Raw genomic sequence first — 19,128 nt, forward strand, 5'->3', positions numbered from 1 at the left:
TCAGGCTGTTTGGATTTTACAAAGGACGCTTGAATTTATCGATAAAACGCTGAGGATACTCTGGAGGCAGAGCAGTAAATGCTTCCAGTTCATCCACATGCTGATCCTGAAGCCTCCACCCTACAGCGCCAATGTTTTCTTCATATTGAGCCATATTTCTGGCCCCGAAAATCGGCGATGTAATTCCCTCTTTCATCATAAGCCAGTTTAGAGCTACTTGAGCAGGAGTCTTCTCTTCTTTTTCTGCAATTTCTTCCACTTTAGTAAGGATCTCGAAGTTCCGATCTACAGCTTTTGTCTCCCAGTTATACTCCCCAGGGCCTGCCTGAGCAAGCCTCCAGTCCCTATCAGGCTTTTCAGGGGTTGTATATTTACCTGTTAAAAATCCTCCTCCAAGTGGGGCCCATGGCAGAACACCGATTCCCTCTTCTTTGCACAAAGACATCACTTCTCTGTCCATCTCCCTATGCAACAGACTATACTGAGGCTGGACTGTAATAAATTTTGCATAGCCTTCCCGCTCGCTAATTGAGAGAGACTTCATTATCTGCCATGCTAAAAAGTTCGAGCATCCTATGTAACGCACCTTTCCTGCTGTAACCAAATCATCCAGTGTACGTAAGGTTTCTTCAATAGGTGTAAGATGGTCCCAGACGTGTAATTGATACAAATCCAGATAGTCGGTATTAAGACGAGTTAAACTTTGATCAATTCCATCCATAATTCGTTTCCTCGAGTATCCCACATCATTTATATGCGGGCCTACCTTCATCCTTACTTTCGATGCAAGGATAACTTCAGAACGTCTATCTTTTATTGCTTTTCCTACGATACGTTCAGACTCGCCGTCTACATATGTATCAGCTGTATCAATAAAGTTACCTCCATCATCTAAAAATTGATGAACTATTGAAATTGCTTCCTTTTCAGGAGCAGCTTTTCCAAAGGTCATGGTGCCAAGGCATAATTCAGATACTGCCACGCCGCTTTTGCCGAGCATTTTATAGTTCATGTTAAAATCTCCTTTCAAGATACTGTCATGGGTGCATGTTCATTGTAACAGGCAAAAGCAGCGAAAGTCAGCTTTGTGGCCCCTTGCTAAAGTTCTACCCTTTTAACAACGGTAAAGTAATGGTAAACGTAGTTCCTTGGTTTATTTTACTGCGCACTGAAATATCCCCGCCATGATTATGAATAATTTTATAACTAACCATTAATCCAAGACCGTTCCCCTCTTCCTTTGTTGAAAAAAAAGGTTCCCCCAGCTTTTCCAGCTTATCACCTGTCATTCCTACTCCGTAATCAGAAATAGAAATCTTTGCTTTATTACCATCTCCGCTGAGAATGATATGAATAGGTCCGCCATTTGGCATGGCTTCTATACTATTTTTAATTAGATTTAGAAAAACCTGTTTCAGCTGATTTTCTTCACATTGCATTTTTAATTGACCTTCTACTTCTTGGTGATAATGAATAGAGACATTATTCAAATTTGCTTCCGATTCTAAAAATGTAATCACTTGCCTAAGCAAAGCACCTATATCTTTACTGGAATAGTTTACTGCATGAGGCTTTGCCAATACCATAAATTCACTGACAATACTGCTGATCCGGTCTATTTCGTCTAAAATGATCTGCTTGTAAAAGTCATTGCCTTCGAGCAATTGAGCAAATCCTTTTATGGAAGTAAGGGGGTTACGTATCTCATGGGCGACTCCTGCAGCCAACTCTCCAATAACAGACAACTTTTCAGCACGCTGAAGCAATTCCTCGGTCTTTTTTTTATACGTAATGTCCATTTGAATGGATACATACTGATAAGGCTTATTTTGCTTATTTAAAAAAGGAACAACTGTTGTATCAAACCAGAGCTCCCTGCCATCTTTGGCTATTTTCCTCACTTCCCCCTTCCAAACCTTCCCTTTGTCTAAAGGTTCCATCAGTTCATTATGAAATACTTTGTTATAGTCTTCCTTTGACATCATATAACTGTAGTGCTTTCCAAGGAGCTCCTCCTTACTGTATTTCACAAGGTTTGAAAACGCTTCATTGACGTAAGTGATGACTTGGTTTTCATCATAAATAGCTATCATTGAGGATTGGTCTAAAGCATACTTAATGGCTGAGAGTTCCTTCAGCGCTTTTTTTAGTTTGGCATCCTTCAGCTTGTCCGAAGAAGCTTCTTTAAAAAGTAATACATATTGTGTGTTACTTCCGTTTTCTTTTATCGGAATCAAAATAGCATCTATCCATATGTAACTGCCGTCTTTTCTTTTTGCTTGAAGAGCACCGTCCCACTGATTTCCCTGGGTAAAAGCTTGAAAAAATTCGCTATAGGTGTTTTGTAAATAAGGATCAAAATACAGCTCTGTAAATACCTGGTTCAACTGTTCCTCACTTGAATACAACAATAATTTACAGCTCTTGTTATTCCCAAATAGGACTCTTCCTGTCCTGTCAATAGATAACATCCCAACGTAATTGTCAATCACCCTTTGCCAGGCCGTTGGAATGTTGTGATCCATGAGTTTAAAGGTGATAATAAACTCATCTTTTTGCCATTTTTCTATGTATAAATGGACCGTTTTGAAGAGAGATAAGGAGACCTTTATCTCTTTCGGATAAACGTCGCTATTCATTTCATTCCATCTTTCAGTCCCCTCTTCAAAGAGTTCCAATACGTTTAACCCGTACAAATCTTCTTTTCTCTTAATAGTAAATGGAATGTCCTGCAGTACCGTGTTGGTATAACGATTTGCCCATTTTATGATAAATTTTCTGTCAGTAATAAATATGCTTTCTCCCACACCGTTTAATATAGAGTGGGAATCAATCTCCTGAGGTTTTAACATATGATCAACTTCCTTCAATATTAATAAGAAAAGATTTACCTACTTCTCATATTCTACATGAAGGTTCTACACCCTTTTTTTTAGGTATTTTTTCCCTGTTATTTCATTTCATTTGTTTCTTACTCCTCCCGTTTTATCTTATACTAGTCCTATACACTTGTATGTTATAAGGAGATACATATGGATTCCAGTTTGATAGGAAAATCAATTTATTACTTACGCAAGAAAAATAAAATTACTCAAAAAAAACTTTCAGAAAACATTTGTACACAAGCGCAAATTAGTAAAATTGAAAAAGGAGAAGTCGTCCCTCTTTCAACAACACTGTATGAAATAGCACGAAAATTAGGGGTGGATATCAATTATTTTTTTGAAGAAGGAAGCAGCCCCCGAAGCGATTATATTAAAGATGTGAAATCAGTAGTCCGAAAAGCAATTCGTGAACGTGATTATCATACCGTAGAAGAAATTGTGAAAGCAGAAGATAATAACCCGTTATTTCAGGAAGGCGAGAATAAGCAGTTTTTACTTTGGCATCAAGGAATCGTACATTTTCATTTGTATCAGGACGGAGCAACGGCTTTGGAACTGTTACATGAGGCCTTAGTGGTTCATTCACGAGAAGACCGGACACTTTACACCATGACAGAAATAGAAATTTTAAATAGTATTGGAATTATTCATTATGAAACCGGAAACTCTAAACGGTCTGTTGACATCTTTAAAGAAGCCTTGCAGCATCTTACTAAATTATCTTTGCCACAAACCCACCTAGTGAAGGCAAGAATATATTTCGGACTGACCAATTCCCTTACTGCTTTAGAGGAGTTCAAGCCTTGTATATCATATTGTGAGGAAGGCATTCAGCTTTGCCTGGAAAATGAATCGTTGTATCTCTTAGGGGAATTTTTTTACCAATCAGGAAATGCTTACTTTGAGCTTCAATATAAAGAAAAAGGCTTACAGCATCTTGAAAATTCTAAATTTATATTTGCCATAGAAAAGAAACATCATTATGTATCATATGTTCAGGAGCGAATTAACCACTTTATACACTAAGGTAAAGGCCCAATTTTTAATTTTTGAAAGTCATTTGATTGTAGAGAAAAGCGCGATACTTCGAAAAAGCATAAGTCGAAGATCTCGCAGGTTGACTTCCCGGGGAAACTACGGCAATTCCTGAAGCACAAAAGGCATGATGTCTACTTGTTGCTTTAAGTGCATGTGAGAGGTTTTTAACATTGTTTAAATACTTTCATAGATAAACAAAAGCCTGGATTTTCCAGGCTTTTTAAATTTGTATCACTTCCTTAGTATTAAGAGCTTGTAATGTGAAGCAGGTTAATAAAACCATCCTCCTATAATAAGGAGAATCATAACAATCGAGTTAGTTATAGGTGGAAGAGTCCGGGAGGTAACCTTAGGATATTTTAACCGGCTTACTGTAAGGAATACAATAATATTGTTAAATAAGATAAAAGCAACCAAAAGAACGGCTGCCATATCGCCAATAACCCCAGCAAACATGGATACCAGGATTAGCGCTATTCCTCCGGCAAACAAAAGAGCTGTCACTTGATGCCATGCAATGTGAAAACCAGCTCTTGCTAATTCATTCATTTTGGACTTCTTCAACTCAGGAACAATCACTCTCTCCCCCCAGGCTGCATGCGTAAAAGCAGTCGCCACAGCCACAAAGCCTGCCAGCAAATAGAACGCATTCATATATATCTCTCCTGTTCGTTTCAACAAACCTTCTTACAGCACTCTATACCCGCTATGCTCCAAAAAGAACCTGCTTCAAGGTACAGCAGCCTTGCTTTCAACCATTTCGTACCTTCTCTTTATTTTCACATATACTGATAGCACAACCAGTTAAACAGATTTGAGGTGAAAGAAATGAGTCTTTGGCAGAAGCTCAAAGAATGGCATAAAAAGAGATATAAGAAAAGAATAGAAAAAATGGAAAAGCAAGGGAAATGCCCTGAATGCAGAGGAACGGGATACCAAATTTCTGCAATGGAAGCGATGTACTCTGCTTTATACGATTGCTCAGGGTGTAACGGCAGCGGTTTATTCACTGACTGGGAAAACCTCAAAAAAGCAAGTAAAGAAAACAAATAACTTACAATTGTCTTTATGTTGTATAAAGATTTAGTTCCCTACACAAACTGATAAGACAAAAAGAGGTGAGATTTGAGATGGGATTGCTTCAAACCTTAACAGATTGGCAGGATGCGTTATATCAAAGAAGAATTGCTAAAATGGAGTCCAAAGGCCTTTGTCCCGACTGCAGAGGAAAAGGATATTCTCTTCATATTAATGAGTACCATTATGCTCCTCCAGAGAAATGTTCAGGGTGTGAAGGAAACGGTTCATTTACAACCTGGCACGAAAAGAGCCAGCAGCCATAGTGGCATACTGGCTCTTTCTGTTGTGAGATTATACACGCAGCTGTCCTGAGATAACAAAGACCCCTGAAGACATGAGTTCTCCGCTCCTGGTAAACTCTAAGTCTCTTGGGCCGACCTTAACCCTTACTCTGGTAGTATGGGAATTATAATAGGCCCTAATATAACCGGCCCAAGTTCTTTCCACTTGAAATTTATGAATCTCCTGCTCTATGGCTTCTGACATGAGTGAGATTATTTCTTCATCAAGTTTATCACCAAGCTGCTTTTTTAGCTGGCTTTTAATCCGTAAAGGGGGGCTCATACAAGACCTCCTTATTGTTGTCTTGTAAATGGTATTCCCTTTATTCCTCTCATGTATTCCCTTCTTCTGATGATATCAAAAGGTACCAGTAATAATGAGAAGTCCTTACTTTTTTAGTGATAAAGCATGAGAAAGAGACGATTTGATCTCAACCTTGTCAAAGGAAATATTTAACTGAACGGCTGTTTGGGCAATCTCCGGACGAATGCCAGACAGGGTTGACTCTATTCCAAGGAGGCTCAATGCTTTCAATAAGTGTGAAATCTGGTGGGCGACCATTGTATCGATTTCAGCTACCCCTGATAAATCGATAAATAAATGGGTAATACTTTCCACGGAACATTGATGAAGCGTGTGCTCCAATATAATAGCAGCGCGGTCACTGTCAATTGCCCCTATAATAGGCAATAATGCTGTATTATGATTAAGCTTGATTATTGGTACACTTAGCTCATTAATCATATCCTGCTTTTCACTTAAGAGCTTTTTCGCGTTTTTTTGTGCTTCTTCAACAAACGTGAGTATTGTTTTATCAATCCCAAAGATCACTTTTTCGTTCCAGGAAGAGATCTCCTCAAGAGAAACAGGTCTTTCAGCACGATCAACAAACTGCTGAATGTAGTTTAAATACTGGGCCCGCACTCTCATAAACTCTCGAATAACATGGTGATGGGGCGTTCTTAAATGTTCACTGTCCCGGGCTATTTCATTTATCCATGGCAAAGACTTCTCAAACCATGCTTTTTCTTCTTCTGCAAAAATCTCAATAAAATGAAGATGAAATTCATGGTTTTGATTTTTCAGGGTACGAATGACCTCTGGATTCGTGGAAGCATAAACGGAGGAAGGATCCGTTTCCGTTAATGACTCATACCACTCTTCCGTTAATGTTCTGGAATTCTCCAGTAAAAAGGAATATAAAGCTTCTTGATTTTTCACTTTTTTCTCTCCTTTTTAAACGAACAACGTATTTGCATTAAATTTTTGTTAGGTTGTAGGCTTTTTTATTTCCTCATATTTTTGAAACCATTCTGGAAACGCCTTTTTAAAAGAGGTGGGCTTGAAATTCTCTTTCTTAACTACAATATGTGTGGTACTTCCTTGTGCACAAACCTTTTCCTCCTGATTGACAATAGAAAACCCATAAATGGTTTTCGCTCGATGATTTTCTTCCACCCACGTTTGTACAGTAATCTGATCCCCAAGGCGAACAGAGTGTTTATATGTAATGTCAAGATGGTGAACCGGCGCATAGTAGCCCGCTTTCTCCATTTCTAAGTAACTGTAACCGGCATCCTCAATTAATTGGGTTCTGCCAAGCTCAAGCCACTTAACGTAATTACCATGGTATATCACACCCATCATATCTGTATCAGCATTGGAAAGCTGAATACCTACTTCTGAAATGTACATCCTACTGCTCCTTTAACATAGTTTCTTTCCTTATTATAGCTCACTACTCTTTGACACGCTTATATAATTATAAAAAAAGAGAAAAGGAAAAAATAGCGGGAAGAACGCTTATCCTCTTCTCTTTTCTTTTTTATTGCAGCTGATCTTGTGACGTATTTAGTGCAGCCTGCGAGGCAGCAAAATCTATATTGTATTGCTCCTGAGGATGATATGGATGATAATATCCTTTTTCCATCATATACTGGGATACTTGCCCGTGAAATTGCACTGCCTGTGTCAATTGCTGTTGAAGGACATTCCTTACTTCCGGAGTAGCCGCTTCTGTTAAAGCAATCGCACAATTTCTTACTCCTGATTTTGCAGAAATCAGTAAGTCTGTTGCAATCACCTGGTCTGTCATGGCTCCCATTCCAGCCATACTTTGTACCATATTGTTCATTTTCTTCCCTCCTTATTTTTGCAGTAACCCCTGCAACTGTTGAATTGCCTGTGTAGAGCTTTGTATATCCTGCTGCATTAAAGTTTGCAGTTCGTTATCATTGACTAGTCCTTGCATCATTGAAGACTTCGTTAAACAGAGGTTTTTGAACATGACTAACTCGTGAAGTTCTGCCGCTTCATGAACACCAAGTTTTTGTACCACCATCTCACCACCTTTCTCCTTTATTGTGGTAATTGCCTATGGTTTTATTCTTGAATTCTTTTTGGCAACTTGTACATACTTTCACCCCTTTTTCGGAATAAAGGGCACAGGACTCGCCCATAGTAAGGGTATACAATCAGGAAAGGGAGGGATGACATGAAACTGGTGGAAGAGTTGTATGATATGTATAAGGATCACATTACAGGGGATGAAGAAGATGCTTTTATAATTATTGAGGGAGTGCTTTCAGAACTGAGTGATAAAGATTTAAAAACTATATTCAACCAAGCCTCCTGTAAAGAAAGGTATTCAATTTTGCTGCATTACTTATATCATGAGTTTATAAGCCTTGCTGCCGAAAAAGGCTTAGGCACAACGAACAATGAGGACGATCAAATCAGCAAAAACCTTCACTAAGTAAATAACCTGCCAGGTACACTCCTTGTAAATGCAACCGGCAGGTTAAATGGATATCATCTAAAACATAAAAAGAGGAATCGGAGCCTGATGACACAGCCAGCCTTATAATTACATATAATAAGAACTTCCCAGGCATAAACATAAATAGTTGAACGTTAAACTTTCCTTATTTTTCTTCCGCTTTATACAGTTCCGTCATCCAATCTACTATGCCTTGCTGATGCTGCATTCTGATGGTCTCCGTTTCCTGATCTCCGATAATTTTTCCTTCTTTTATTACAATTACTCTGTCAAGTAACGTTTCAATCTCACTAATTTCATGAGTAGTCAGAATCAACGCCTGATATTCTAAGTCGATAAAAGAAATTAACCCTTTCACGATCGACTGGCGCACCATCGGGTCCAGACCAGAAAGAGGCTCATCCATCAGGACGACTGGCGTTTCTCTTGCAAGGGTGATCGCAATTTTCACTCTTCCTCTGTTTCCTTTAGATAAATTTTTAAGCTTAGCTTCTTTCTCCACTTCCATGAAATTCAATATGTCCCTTGCTTTTTCTTTATTAAAATCATTAAATAAAGATTCCTGTAAATCAAGAAGCTGGCTTACTGTTTGATAACGATAGTATTCATCCAATTCAGATAAGTATGAAATGTCATCTGCTATCTGCCGTGTCACTGGCTTTCCATTTACAGTAACTTTTCCACTAGAAGGACGAATGAGTCCGGCTGCCATTTTTAACAAAGTAGACTTACCGCTTCCATTGGCTCCTACGAGGCCGGTAACACCGTTTTTCAAAACCGAAAAAGAAGTATCACGAACAGCTCGTTTTCTCCCATAATTTTTCGTTACATTTTGAAATTCAATCATGAGTCTCTCTCCTCAGCGATATATTTTTGAATTCCATTAATCATATCTTCGGCCTCAAAGCCCATCGCTTCCATTTCTTTAACAAACTGCCTGATGTGCGTATCTTTCAACCTCTCTCTTAACTCTGTAAGTGCTTCCTCACTTTGTGTGACAAATGTTCCTTGTCCTCTTTTAGTCTCCACCACACCATCCCGCTCCATTTCACTATAAGTTCTTGAAACTGTGTTTGGATTTAAACCGAATTCTACTGCTGTATCACGTACTGAAGGGAGCTTGTCACCGGCTGATAATTCATTACGGAGTATTTTCCAGTACAACCTGTCAGCAAGCTGCCGGTATATAGGCTTAGATGTATCAAAAGGCTGAGTCATTTTTTACACCTCCGCCTTCTTGTCGATGAGCCAGGATGTGAATAAGAATAACAGAAGAAATTCAACAGCATGGTAAACAAACAATCCTAAAGTGATAACACCTATACCGCTTCCTACGGTGACTTCTGCATTTCCGCTCTCGATAAAATATTGAGTTTGCTGAAACAAACCTGTTTCGAAACTAAGTTCAATTTCACCCCAGCTCGTTAATGCTGCGTACATCGCTGAATCCAAATATCTCACATACACCCAGGAAATAGTCATAACAACTAGGATGACTGCTATCCACCCTAGGCGGCCGATCGTTCTCCGTAAAGCAAAATATACGGAATAGTAAAATAAAACCCACATAGCAATCAATGTGGAAACCCCTAAAATAACCAAAAAGCTTAACGTAATCAGCTGGATAACTTCAGCGGCACTTGGAATCATATCAGCATCTAATAGATAGGCTGTAAATATTAAAAACAGCAGGCCATTAATAAACAAATTTATTGTCAATGCTGTGAGGGCAGCTGTTATTTTCGCAGCTAACAGCTGCCAACCCGGCCTTGGCGTGTGAAGCCAGAGATGAAGTGTCTTCAGTTCTTGCTGCATGTTAATGAAAAGGTAAGCAGGTGCATAAAAGACATGCATAAAAAGACCGCCCGTTAAAAAAATGAGCATTAAAGTCGGCGCGTCTGTCCCTGGATTTCCCCGAGCTAAAAAATAAGCAAATACAAGGACAGCCCCAATTAAAACAAGGCCAAAATAAAAAAGTACTTGAGTCGTTTTAAATTCTTTTTGAACAAGTTTCAGCCATTTCTTCATGCTTTGTTCACTCCTTTTGTATTAGTGTACTAGTTAAATAGTACACTAATACTTTTAAACAAGTCAACAAAAAAAACCGGGAGCTAACCCGGTTTTCTGTTTCCTGTTCTTTTATGGTGACTCCTTAGGAACCTGCAAGGAAATACTTGTCCCCTTGTTTTTTTCCGTTTTCAGGGAGAAATGAGCATCAATAGCGTTCGCTCTTTCCTCCATACTAAACAACCCTACTCCTTTATGGTGGCGGTTGCGAACGAACCCTTTGCCCTTGTCAATAATGAAGATTTCTATCTCCTTTTGTTTTTCTATTATCGACACGTATGCTCTGGAGACATCAGCATACTTTGCTATATTGGTTAATGACTCCTGGATGATTCGGTAAATAGCGGTTTCTTTTTCTATTTCAAGCCTTGTTTTCACATCAAATTCTGTGTCAACCATGATCCCATAATGATTTGAAAAATTAGTTACATATTTACGAACTGCAGGTACTATACCCAAGTCATCTAAAACAGCAGGCCTCAGCTCCCAAGCCATATTCCGTACCTCTTCAATAATATACGTTACTTGTTCTCGCAGGGCAGTGACTCTTTCCTGTTCTCCTTCACTAATCAATTGATCCATTTGAATAAGCAGTGAATATAAGCTTTGGCCAATACCGTCATGTAGTTCTCTGGAGAAGCGTTTTCTTTCTTCTTCCTGAATTCCTATAACCTTTTTCATCATTTGCTTTAATTCTTCTTCTGTTTTTTTTAATTTCGTCACTTCATTCCGGATCGCAAGAAATTGATACGGCTTATTATTTTCGTCTAAAAAAGGCACGATGGTCGTGTTAACCCAGTAATAAGTATGATCTTTTGCTTTATTTTTAATTTCTCCCTTCCACACATTTCCAGAAAGAATCGTCTGCCAGAGCCCTTTCATAAACTCCTTGCTGTGATACCCTGAATTAATAATGCGGTGATCCTTTCCCAGTACTTCCTCTCTCTTGTATTTAGAGATCTCACAAAACTTATCATTTACGTATATGATTTTTCCTTTATGGTCTGTGATGGCTACAATGGTTGATTCATCCAATGCAAATTTTAAATCTGTCAGCTCTTTTAAGGTATGCTGCAGTGCCTTACGAAACTGGGGGTCTTCTATTTTTTTGATATTTGAAAGAAGGGTTTCCGGCTCTCTTTTAATCAAATTTAATCAGCCCCTTCTTTGAAGCGTATTTCACTAAATCAGGCTTCGTCTTCAACCCTAGCTTTTCCATTAAATTACTTTTGTGTGATTCCACTGTTTTTACACTGATCACAAGCTGTTCCCCAATTTCTTTGTTGGAGTAGCCTTTTGCAATAAATTCCAACACTTCCCTTTCCCGTTCAGATAACACTTCAAAGGAAGAACTGCTTTTCCCCTCATTGTACTGATTCATGAGTTTTTTGGTTGCTTCTGGAGATAAATAGGCTTCACCAGCTGAAACAGAGGTAATGGCTGAAACAAGGTCCTCGTGGGGAGCGCTCTTTAACAGGTACCCTGATGCCCCAGCATGGATGGCTTGAAATAAGTATTCTTCATCATCATGCATCGTTAAAATCAGAACTGAAACAGAGGGGGCGGTTTTTTTTAATTCAGTTGTTGCTTCAAGGCCGCCCATCCCATGAGGCATGCTTAAGTCCATCAGCACAACATCTGGAGCTAATTCTTTTACCTTTTCTATTGCTTCTTCTCCATCCGCGGCCTCACCGATAACTCTTATCTCATGTTTTCCATCTAATAATGTTTTAAGGCCGGACCTTACTACCATATGATCATCTACTACTAAGACGTTAATCATACCCATTCCCCTTTTACTCTCAAAATCTTACATTCTATATTGTTATTGTACCAAAATTACCTTCTGTGCTAAGGCATTTCCTGCATATTTTCTGTACTGTTCCTGCTTTCCCGTCAGGGAAATCCCTTACTCCATACTTCTCACCTTGCTTTTTATGTGCGGGCTATAAGTGGCTTTTTAATCTTTATTTTCCTTAGTAAAGTGATGTACCTCATATTAAAATCAGGAAAAATATGCAGAGAAATAGGGAGGTTCCCTGATAACATTTTCTTATACATTTTGGCATGATTAAGTTAACAAGAACCACGTAAGGGAGATGGCGAAAATGGCTATAACTGTTCAAGAGATAAATCGTTTTCAGGAGAGTCAAAAAATACAAGGAACCGGAACGATTCATCACTACCTGTCCGATACCAATTTTCAACACCTTAAAAATAAATTTTCCTCGCCAAGAACGTTTAAAAAAGGAAGCTTTCTATATATGGAAGGTGATCACGCTGATCAACTGTATTATATTTATTCAGGAAAAGTAAAACTGAAAAGAACGATGGAAGATGGAAAGGAAATTACCATGGCTTTAAAGCAAAAAGGGGACCTTCTAGGAGAGTTTGGGTTCTCCGAAGAGGTTCACAATGCCAGCAGTGAAATTATTGAAGACTGCAAAGTAGCGTTCATTCATAAAAAAGAGGTTGAAGCTCTTTTACAAAATATTGGCATGTTTGCTGTGGAATACATGAACTGGCTTAGTATGACAAATAGACAAAATGAAACAAAGATCAGGGACCTCCTCTTATATGGAAAAAGCGGCGCTTTGGCTTCTACGTTAATACGCATGAGTAATACGTATGGAATAGTTGACACAGATGGTATCAGGTTAAAAATCAAATTAACTAATACTGAAATAGGAGAATTTATTGGTTTAACGAGAGAAAGTGTCAATCGAACACTTAACTCCTGGAAAAATGAAGGAATACTCTCTATGGATAATGGAGTCATTATTATAAAGAACCTATGTGAACTTAAGAAAATTTGCGGCTGCCCATCAACATGCCCGTTAGAAATTTGCAGGTTATAAACGTTCACTAGAAAAAAGCAAAGTCATGTGATCTTTCTCACTATAGAAGGCTTGATTGTTGTGTAGGATAAAGCAAAGGATAACAAATAAGGAGTGATTTCAATGATGTCAAATTATAAAAATATCGTGACAGCTGTAGATGGTTCCGAGGAAGCTAAGCTCGCTTTAAAGAAAGCTATTTCTATAGCAAAAGAAAGTGAAGCAAATCTTATCATTACTCATATTATTGACACCAGAGTATTTGCCACCATTGAACAATATGACCGAACAGTTGTATCAAAAGCTGAGGAATACGGGAAAGAATTATTGGAGCAATACAAGCTGGAAGCAGAAGCAGCAGGAATAGAAAATGTTTCTACTGCCTTGGATTTTGGTTCTCCTAAAATTAAAATCACAAAAAGCATTGCCCCTCTTTATCATGCTGATCTTATTGTCGTTGGAGCTACAGGATTGAATGCTGCAGAGCGATTCTTGATAGGAAGTGTATCTGAAAATATCGCAAGACGGGCCTCATGTGATGTGTTGCTGGTGAGAAAAGGCGAATAAATTTTTTCTTTGCCTCACCCCTTCCTATAGTAAAACCTGTAGGAAGGAAAAAAGAATTGGGAACAAAACTGTATCACCTAAATAAATAAGGCGCCAATTATCATCTTTTAATAATGGTTTTTTTGATTCAAAACTGTTTGGCTATCCGGCGGGAAGAAAACGAATGAAATGAAGCTGAATGAATATCGCACTTCTGCCTTTAGGTGCAAGAGAGTATTTTTGAACAAGCAACTACTAAAATGCTGGAGACAAGAAAAGGCTCTCACCGGATGGTGAGGGCCCTTCTTATTAGCTGGGTTATGTCCCAGCCTCTTTCTTCTTTTGATTCAGTTATTATTTCAATGGCCGATTAAAAGTTATTTTTGTCTCTGCCAGCATAATCAGGATACATATCTGTATTTACTGTATTATGAGTGGTAAAGGTATCATAAACAGATGATTCTTGCTTTTCGTCTGCTTCAACTAGTACAAGAATATTTCCCTCTTCAAGATACTTATCATATTCTTTCGCTTCTTCTTCCGGAATGCCAGCTCCAGTAAGGGCACCAACAATACCGCCGCCTGCTGCACCAATTGCACCACCTTCGATTGCAGCTGCAATCGGACCTACTGCAGCAATTGGTCCAATACCAGGGATCGCCAGAACGCCAAGACCTGCTATGCCGCCTAATACAGCACCGCTTCCTGCACCAATTCCAAGTCCTTTCCCTGCACCTTTGCCACGGTTATTGTCATCAGCATTATCCGTTACATTGGCATCTGTTTTATCCTCAATTGCATCCGCATCTTCATCATTTTTTACAAAAATTGAAATATCATCTTTGTTATACCCGTTTTTTTCTAATCCTTCAATAGCATTTACCGCATCTTGTTCATTTCTAAATACTCCACCAATAATCTTCTTATCCATGACGTAATCCTCCTTTTAATGTGTAAGTGTTTGGTGTGTCTACATTACTGCGTGTACCCGGGACATGTTATTTCTAATCATTTGAGAAAAGAGAAAAATTATTTCAGGACTATAGTAACCCTTGCTTATTGTTTTCTTGTATAAAAAATTATAAGGTGGATAAGATACTAAGGCAGCTCAAAGTTAACAACGTTCCACCATAACTCAGCTGGTAGAGTGGTCGGCTGTTAACCGATATGTCGCAGGTTCGAGTCCTGCTGGTGGAGCCATTTTTCATACTTAAGGTTCAGCGTTCCTTACAAGCAATAAAAACGGACGCTGAGCCCTTTTTCACTTCTTACGTGACATTTATCTCAAGTAGAAACTCACATCGAGTCATCCTTCTCTTTTGTAATTCTGTTATGTTTTCTTTAAAATGGCTATAGAATAGAAAGGAGGGATAACATGTCAAATGATCTCAAATTACTTGGAGAGAAGATCATAAACGAGAAAGAAGTATTTGCAGAGAGCATTACGGAAAAAATAACTAGCGGCCGTTCCTACTTAGATGATGAGAAAATAAAAAAGTGGAGAATTGAATTATTTCAATTTTTTGGGGACATTTTTACTAAAGATGAAGATACTGTGTTAAAAGAAGTACGCCCCTGGATGAAGTCAATTGCTGAGAACACTGTTTCGTTTGGTTTGTCTGTAGATGAAGCAATGAATAATCTGCCAAAGTACAGAAGTCTCTTATGGGACTTTTTTGAAACACAAATTAAGGAAAGCGATATTTCTGCCTCCACTGTACTACAAGCTACAAAGAATGTTGACGTTATTTTGGAAGAGATAATGAAGATTTACAGCCAGCATTACGTACAACAAAACGAACGGCTAATGGAGGCCGCCCAGGAGTCGATTCAGGAGTTGTCAGTTCCAGTGGTACCTATTGCAGGGAATATTGCCGTTTTGCCGATAACAGGTGAAATCGATACTCACCGCGCAAAAATGGTCATGGAAAAATCACTAGAGCAAAGCAGAGAATTAAAACTAAAGTATTTAATTATTGATGTCTCCGGCGTCCCAATGGTAGATACTATGGTTTCCCATCACATCTTCCAGGTCATCAACGCCCTTCGACTTCTTGGGGTAGAAGCTATCTTAACCGGACTAAGCCCTGCTATTGCCCAAACAGTTGTCTCGTTAGGGGTTAACTTCTCCAATGTTAAAACATTTGCTACCTTACAGCAGGCTTTAGTGGAAATAGGTATCCGTTATGATTTAGATACTTCTTCCTCATCGATCGCTGAACGCCTTACTAAGCAAAAACAAAATACATAGTACAAAGACGCTCTTAAAAGAGCGTCTTTTCTATAAGTAAACTCTTACAACCTTCTTTTTAATACATCGACAAAGGAGTTTCTAAAACTCGGGTAATCCATAGTGACAGCAATGCTAATATCTCCTGCCTCGGCCCCCGGCCTGAAGTCAGCTATACTTAACCCTCTCGTTTCTCCCTCTAACGAAATGCTGACATCCTTTTTAATAAAATCAAATATTCCATTATACTGTGAAGCCATAACAGCTGCCACGTCATGAAAAGGTGCACCTTTAATCCCTGGTGCAAGCTCCTGATAGGCAGAAGCATAATAATCGAAAACGGGCCTCATTAAAAACGTAAAAGGATTATAATTAGTTTCGGTAACTTCTTCAATCATGTCATCTGTGACTAATGCGTAGCTGGTCACGTTTAAGGATATAATGGTAAGAGGACGAGCTCTCGTTAAGATCACCTGAGTGGCAACAGGATCAATGAAGAAGTTTGCTTCAGCAAGTGGAGTGACATTGCCAGGAACTAGAAAGGCTCCTCCCATAATGATAAACCGTTTCACTGCACTCATTAACTCATTTTGCAATACAAATGCCAGTGCCAAGGAAGTAGACCTTCCTATATCAATAATCGTTAACTCTTCTTTATGCTTTTCTATCAAAGGAAACAGCTCGGTAAAAGGAAGCAATTCTGCAGGAATGCCTTCTGGAGGGACAATGGGACCGAGTCCTTCTTCTCCATGAATTTCAGGATAATAAGGGGCAACCTCTCCTGTTAAAGGGTATTCGCTTCCTGCAAAGAGAGGAATCTCACTTCTCCCTGCTAAAGATATGAGATACGCTGCATTTTGAACAGCCTGGTCTCTCTCCACATTCCCGTAACCTGCTACAATTCCAATGACGTCAATACTAGGATGAAGCAGTGCATATATGATCGCCACGGAATCATCTATACCCGGATCTGCAAATAAGAGTACCTTTTCCACACACCCACCCCCATTCATACTTCATTGTATGAATGGAAAAAAGGCACATGCCTATAATAATACATTTATGTTCCCTCGCGATCATTGTTCAAACTATCCCCGAAGAGAAAAACCCACAAAAAAAGACTTTTGCGTAACGCAAAAGTCCGTTAGACATTTACTTTCCCAGGAAGGCATTCAACATCCATGTATGCTGCTCTAAGGATGTTTTTATCTGAATAAACATATCTGCTGTAGACTCGTCATTATTGCCTTCAGCATTCTCAATCACATCGTTTGCCTCTGTTATCAAGTGAGTAAAATCATTAACTACAGCCTTTACCATTTCCTTTGAATCTTCTGTTCCAGATGCTTCCTCTATTGTGGAATGCTCAAGGTATTCCTTCAGTGTAGCAATCGGTCTTCCATTGATTGTTAATATTCTTTCAGCTATTTCGTCTATATATGTGCCTGCCTCATTGTAAAATTCTTCAAACTTTGCATGGAGTGTAAAAAAGTCACTGCCCGTTACGTTCCAGTGATAATTATGAAGCTTTGCGTACAAAACATTCCAGTTTGCTAATTGAGTGTTTAGTCCATTAATTAGTTCATTTGACATGAGATATCCCCCTCAAGTTTTCTTATTTTCTATTACATTATATCACTATTTATAATTATTATCAAATTAAATTAATTATCATTAGCAGTCAGCCGGACATTTTTGTTTCCCTTTGTATGTCACGCTTCTTCCTTTTCTCCTTTCGAAAAACTGCTGAGCGTGAGATTGTAAAAATAAACAATCCTGTCCAAATAATGATGAATGAAGTCAGCTGAAGACCAGAAAATGGTTCATGAAAAAGAAATACCCCTAGCCCCAGCATAATTGTAGGAGCCAAATACTGTAAAAAACCAACTAAAGAAAAAGAAATCCGCCTTGCCCCAGCAGCAAACAGCAATAAAGGGATTGCCGTAACCGCTCCTGCTCCTATTAACAGCAAGGATTGTTCAATCCCGTAATGCCTGATGAATCCTTCTCCGTCGACAAAGAAAAATATAAATAATAAAGCAAATGGCGTGACCATTAACGTTTCAATGGTAAGCCCAGCCCATGCGCCAAGGTTCACTACTTTTTTTATCAACCCATAGCAACCGAAGCTTAGAGCAAGAGCTAATGCTGCCCATGGAAAGCCTTCGTACTGTGTTGTTAGAAGAAAAACCCCTGCTGCTGCCAATATAAATGCCGATTTTTCTCCCATAGTCAGTCGTTCCTTTAGAAAAACGGCTGCCAATAAAACATTGATCAATGGATTAATATAGTACCCTAAACTTGCCTCAATTACCCTGTCACTGTTTACAGCAAATATGAAGATAAACCAGTTTGTAGAAATAAAAAGCGAAGCTAAAATCACAGCCCAAGTCTTTTGTTTTGATGCAAAAACCCCTTTTACTTCCTGCAGGACATCTTTTAACCTGCCCATAAGAAATAAAGCTGCCATCATAAACAAGAGAGACCAGATAATTCTCTGGGCTAACACTTCACTTGAAGGAACCTCACTTAAAAATTTCCAATATAAGGGTAAAAATCCCCATAGCAAATATGCTGATATCGCAGCGATAACACCTGCCGTTTGTTGTTCTCTCACTCTTTACTCCTCTATTCTCCAACTCACTTTTTGAATCCTTATGTATAACTTCAGTATACCTGATTCCTTCTCCCTTGTCTTTTTTCCCGGCGCCCCTTCCTATGCGATTACGGTTTTAGTCAAAAGCCGTGCGATAGTGTTAACTAACGTATCGATCGCTTCTTTGCCAAAATCCTTTTCCCCACCGCGAGACAGAGAATAAGCCTCATCGATAAACAACACACCACCGACAGCCTTTTTTATGATCTCCCTTGTTTTCTGAGCTGTTTGCCCAATATATTCTCCTACTAGATCCGCTCGTTCAGCTTCAATAAAATGCCCCTTGGACAGGACATTCATATCTTTTAACATTTCACCCATCATGCGGGCCACTGTTGTCTTTCCAGTCCCAGGGTTTCCTTTAAAGATCATATGAAGGTTCTGCTTTTCTGTTTTCAGTCCTGCATCTTTTCTGCATTGATTGACATAAATCCAGGCATATAATTCTCGTATATATTCTTTTACGTTCGTTAACCCAATTAACTGATCCAGACGCTGTTCTGTTTTCTGCAAAGGGTAATGTTCTTCTATACCACTTACATCCTGTGTTTCATTTTTATTTTTCAACGATTGATCAGGAGTGCTTCTGTTTAAAAGAACTTGGATTTGCCCATTTTCCCTGCGATTTGTAAAAGCCTGCATAGACTGACACCCCGCTTTCCTTTTCACTAGCCTGTTATGCAGGTTGGGTGTTTACCCATATCATACGCAAAATGAAAAAATTGGTG

General features: G+C 38.9%; 25 protein-coding genes and 1 tRNA gene. 8 read left to right on the top strand and 18 right to left on the bottom strand.

Annotated features, from left to right (window positions below):
• Window positions 1–16 precede the first annotated feature (16 nt).
• Window positions 17–1,012, bottom strand: coding sequence for an aldo/keto reductase (locus ACFPU1_RS04380; RefSeq protein WP_385939023.1), 996 nt, complete (start codon window positions 1,010–1,012; stop codon window positions 17–19).
• 94 nt (window positions 1,013–1,106) lie between these two features.
• Window positions 1,107–2,852, bottom strand: a complete 1,746-nt coding sequence (locus ACFPU1_RS04385; protein WP_385939025.1) for a PAS domain-containing protein — start codon at window positions 2,850–2,852, stop codon at window positions 1,107–1,109.
• Between the two features lie 180 nt (window positions 2,853–3,032).
• Between ACFPU1_RS04385 and ACFPU1_RS04390 the strand changes: the two genes are divergently transcribed.
• Window positions 3,033–3,911, top strand: coding sequence for a helix-turn-helix domain-containing protein (locus ACFPU1_RS04390; protein ID WP_385939027.1), 879 nt, complete (start codon window positions 3,033–3,035; stop codon window positions 3,909–3,911).
• Window positions 3,912–4,193: 282 nt separating this feature from the next.
• Here the strand turns inward: ACFPU1_RS04390 and ACFPU1_RS04395 are convergent, their stop codons facing one another.
• Window positions 4,194–4,577, bottom strand: a complete 384-nt coding sequence (locus ACFPU1_RS04395; protein ID WP_385939029.1) for a hypothetical protein — start codon at window positions 4,575–4,577, stop codon at window positions 4,194–4,196.
• Between the two features lie 174 nt (window positions 4,578–4,751).
• Between ACFPU1_RS04395 and ACFPU1_RS04400 the strand changes: the two genes are divergently transcribed.
• Window positions 4,752–4,976 (top strand): methionine aminopeptidase, encoded by a 225-nt coding sequence (locus tag ACFPU1_RS04400; protein ID WP_385939031.1) that lies wholly within the window; start codon window positions 4,752–4,754, stop codon window positions 4,974–4,976.
• A 77-nt stretch (window positions 4,977–5,053) separates the two neighbouring features.
• Window positions 5,054–5,266, top strand: a complete 213-nt coding sequence (locus ACFPU1_RS04405; protein WP_054635387.1) for a hypothetical protein — start codon at window positions 5,054–5,056, stop codon at window positions 5,264–5,266.
• A gap of 28 nt (window positions 5,267–5,294) precedes the next feature.
• On the opposite strand, the gene ACFPU1_RS04410 is transcribed toward ACFPU1_RS04405, so the two are convergent.
• From ACFPU1_RS04410 to ACFPU1_RS04430, 5 genes are all read right to left on the bottom strand, one after another.
• A complete protein-coding gene (locus tag ACFPU1_RS04410) occupies window positions 5,295–5,567 on the bottom strand; it encodes a hypothetical protein (RefSeq protein ID WP_385939033.1) in 273 nt (90 codons plus the stop codon).
• A gap of 105 nt (window positions 5,568–5,672) precedes the next feature.
• Window positions 5,673–6,506, bottom strand: coding sequence for an STAS domain-containing protein (locus ACFPU1_RS04415; RefSeq protein WP_385939035.1), 834 nt, complete (start codon window positions 6,504–6,506; stop codon window positions 5,673–5,675).
• Between the two features lie 48 nt (window positions 6,507–6,554).
• Complete coding sequence (locus ACFPU1_RS04420) at window positions 6,555–6,980, bottom strand: acyl-CoA thioesterase (protein ID WP_385939037.1); 426 nt, start codon at window positions 6,978–6,980, stop codon at window positions 6,555–6,557.
• 130 nt (window positions 6,981–7,110) lie between these two features.
• Entirely contained in the window at window positions 7,111–7,419 is a 309-nt protein-coding gene (locus ACFPU1_RS04425) for a spore coat protein (protein ID WP_385939039.1), read from the bottom strand.
• Between the two features lie 12 nt (window positions 7,420–7,431).
• Entirely contained in the window at window positions 7,432–7,626 is a 195-nt protein-coding gene (locus ACFPU1_RS04430; protein ID WP_385939040.1) for a hypothetical protein, read from the bottom strand.
• A 153-nt stretch (window positions 7,627–7,779) separates the two neighbouring features.
• On the opposite strand from ACFPU1_RS04430, the gene ACFPU1_RS04435 reads away from it, so the two are divergent.
• Window positions 7,780–8,040: a DUF6154 family protein gene (locus ACFPU1_RS04435; RefSeq protein ID WP_385939042.1), complete on the top strand. Its 261-nt coding sequence runs from the start codon at window positions 7,780–7,782 to the stop codon at window positions 8,038–8,040.
• A gap of 169 nt (window positions 8,041–8,209) precedes the next feature.
• Here the strand turns inward: ACFPU1_RS04435 and ACFPU1_RS04440 are convergent, their stop codons facing one another.
• The 5 genes from ACFPU1_RS04440 to ACFPU1_RS04460 all read right to left on the bottom strand — a co-directional run bounded on the left by ACFPU1_RS04440 (window position 8,210) and on the right by ACFPU1_RS04460 (window position 11,914).
• Complete coding sequence (locus ACFPU1_RS04440; RefSeq protein WP_385939044.1) at window positions 8,210–8,911, bottom strand: ABC transporter ATP-binding protein; 702 nt, start codon at window positions 8,909–8,911, stop codon at window positions 8,210–8,212.
• Window positions 8,908–9,282, bottom strand: coding sequence for a GntR family transcriptional regulator (locus tag ACFPU1_RS04445; protein WP_385939046.1), 375 nt, complete (start codon window positions 9,280–9,282; stop codon window positions 8,908–8,910). Before ACFPU1_RS04445 ends, ACFPU1_RS04440 begins: the two co-directional genes overlap by 4 nt.
• A 3-nt stretch (window positions 9,283–9,285) precedes the next feature.
• Window positions 9,286–10,092: a hypothetical protein gene (locus ACFPU1_RS04450; protein WP_385939048.1), complete on the bottom strand. Its 807-nt coding sequence runs from the start codon at window positions 10,090–10,092 to the stop codon at window positions 9,286–9,288.
• Window positions 10,093–10,203: 111 nt separating this feature from the next.
• Complete coding sequence (locus tag ACFPU1_RS04455) at window positions 10,204–11,280, bottom strand: PAS domain-containing sensor histidine kinase (RefSeq protein ID WP_385939050.1); 1,077 nt, start codon at window positions 11,278–11,280, stop codon at window positions 10,204–10,206.
• Entirely contained in the window at window positions 11,273–11,914 is a 642-nt protein-coding gene (locus tag ACFPU1_RS04460) for a response regulator (RefSeq protein ID WP_385939052.1), read from the bottom strand. The genes ACFPU1_RS04455 and ACFPU1_RS04460 overlap by 8 nt, the downstream gene beginning before the upstream one ends.
• A gap of 325 nt (window positions 11,915–12,239) precedes the next feature.
• On the opposite strand from ACFPU1_RS04460, the gene ACFPU1_RS04465 reads away from it, so the two are divergent.
• On the top strand, window positions 12,240–12,989 hold the full coding sequence (locus ACFPU1_RS04465) for a Crp/Fnr family transcriptional regulator (protein WP_385939054.1): 750 nt from the start codon (window positions 12,240–12,242) through the stop codon (window positions 12,987–12,989).
• Window positions 12,990–13,091: 102 nt separating this feature from the next.
• The gene (locus ACFPU1_RS04470) at window positions 13,092–13,535 is read left to right on the top strand and encodes a universal stress protein (RefSeq protein WP_198153404.1); all 444 of its coding nucleotides are present in this window, start codon (window positions 13,092–13,094) and stop codon (window positions 13,533–13,535) included.
• A 349-nt stretch (window positions 13,536–13,884) separates the two neighbouring features.
• Here ACFPU1_RS04470 and ACFPU1_RS04475 read toward each other — a convergent pair whose 3' ends face one another.
• Window positions 13,885–14,445 (bottom strand): general stress protein, encoded by a 561-nt coding sequence (locus ACFPU1_RS04475; RefSeq protein ID WP_385939057.1) that lies wholly within the window; start codon window positions 14,443–14,445, stop codon window positions 13,885–13,887.
• 193 nt (window positions 14,446–14,638) lie between these two features.
• On the opposite strand from ACFPU1_RS04475, the gene ACFPU1_RS04480 reads away from it, so the two are divergent.
• Window positions 14,639–14,714, top strand: a tRNA-Asn gene (locus ACFPU1_RS04480).
• 175 nt (window positions 14,715–14,889) lie between these two features.
• Window positions 14,890–15,765 carry an STAS domain-containing protein gene (locus tag ACFPU1_RS04485; protein ID WP_385939059.1) on the top strand — a complete coding sequence of 292 codons (876 nt, stop codon included), beginning with the start codon at window positions 14,890–14,892 and terminating at the stop codon, window positions 15,763–15,765.
• Between the two features lie 44 nt (window positions 15,766–15,809).
• Here the strand turns inward: ACFPU1_RS04485 and ACFPU1_RS04490 are convergent, their stop codons facing one another.
• The 4 genes from ACFPU1_RS04490 to ACFPU1_RS04505 all read right to left on the bottom strand — a co-directional run bounded on the left by ACFPU1_RS04490 (window position 15,810) and on the right by ACFPU1_RS04505 (window position 19,042).
• The gene (locus ACFPU1_RS04490; protein WP_385939061.1) at window positions 15,810–16,739 is read right to left on the bottom strand and encodes a nucleoside hydrolase; all 930 of its coding nucleotides are present in this window, start codon (window positions 16,737–16,739) and stop codon (window positions 15,810–15,812) included.
• 157 nt (window positions 16,740–16,896) lie between these two features.
• The gene (locus ACFPU1_RS04495) at window positions 16,897–17,337 is read right to left on the bottom strand and encodes a Dps family protein (RefSeq protein WP_385939063.1); all 441 of its coding nucleotides are present in this window, start codon (window positions 17,335–17,337) and stop codon (window positions 16,897–16,899) included.
• 88 nt (window positions 17,338–17,425) lie between these two features.
• The gene (gene rarD / locus ACFPU1_RS04500) at window positions 17,426–18,361 is read right to left on the bottom strand and encodes an EamA family transporter RarD (RefSeq protein ID WP_385939065.1); all 936 of its coding nucleotides are present in this window, start codon (window positions 18,359–18,361) and stop codon (window positions 17,426–17,428) included.
• A gap of 99 nt (window positions 18,362–18,460) precedes the next feature.
• Window positions 18,461–19,042, bottom strand: coding sequence for an AAA family ATPase (locus ACFPU1_RS04505; RefSeq protein ID WP_385939067.1), 582 nt, complete (start codon window positions 19,040–19,042; stop codon window positions 18,461–18,463).
• Window positions 19,043–19,128: the final 86 nt, after the last annotated feature.

The sequence above is a fragment of the Thalassorhabdus alkalitolerans genome, from assembly GCF_042656525.1.
GTDB lineage: Bacteria > Bacillota > Bacilli > Bacillales > Marinococcaceae > Thalassorhabdus > Thalassorhabdus alkalitolerans.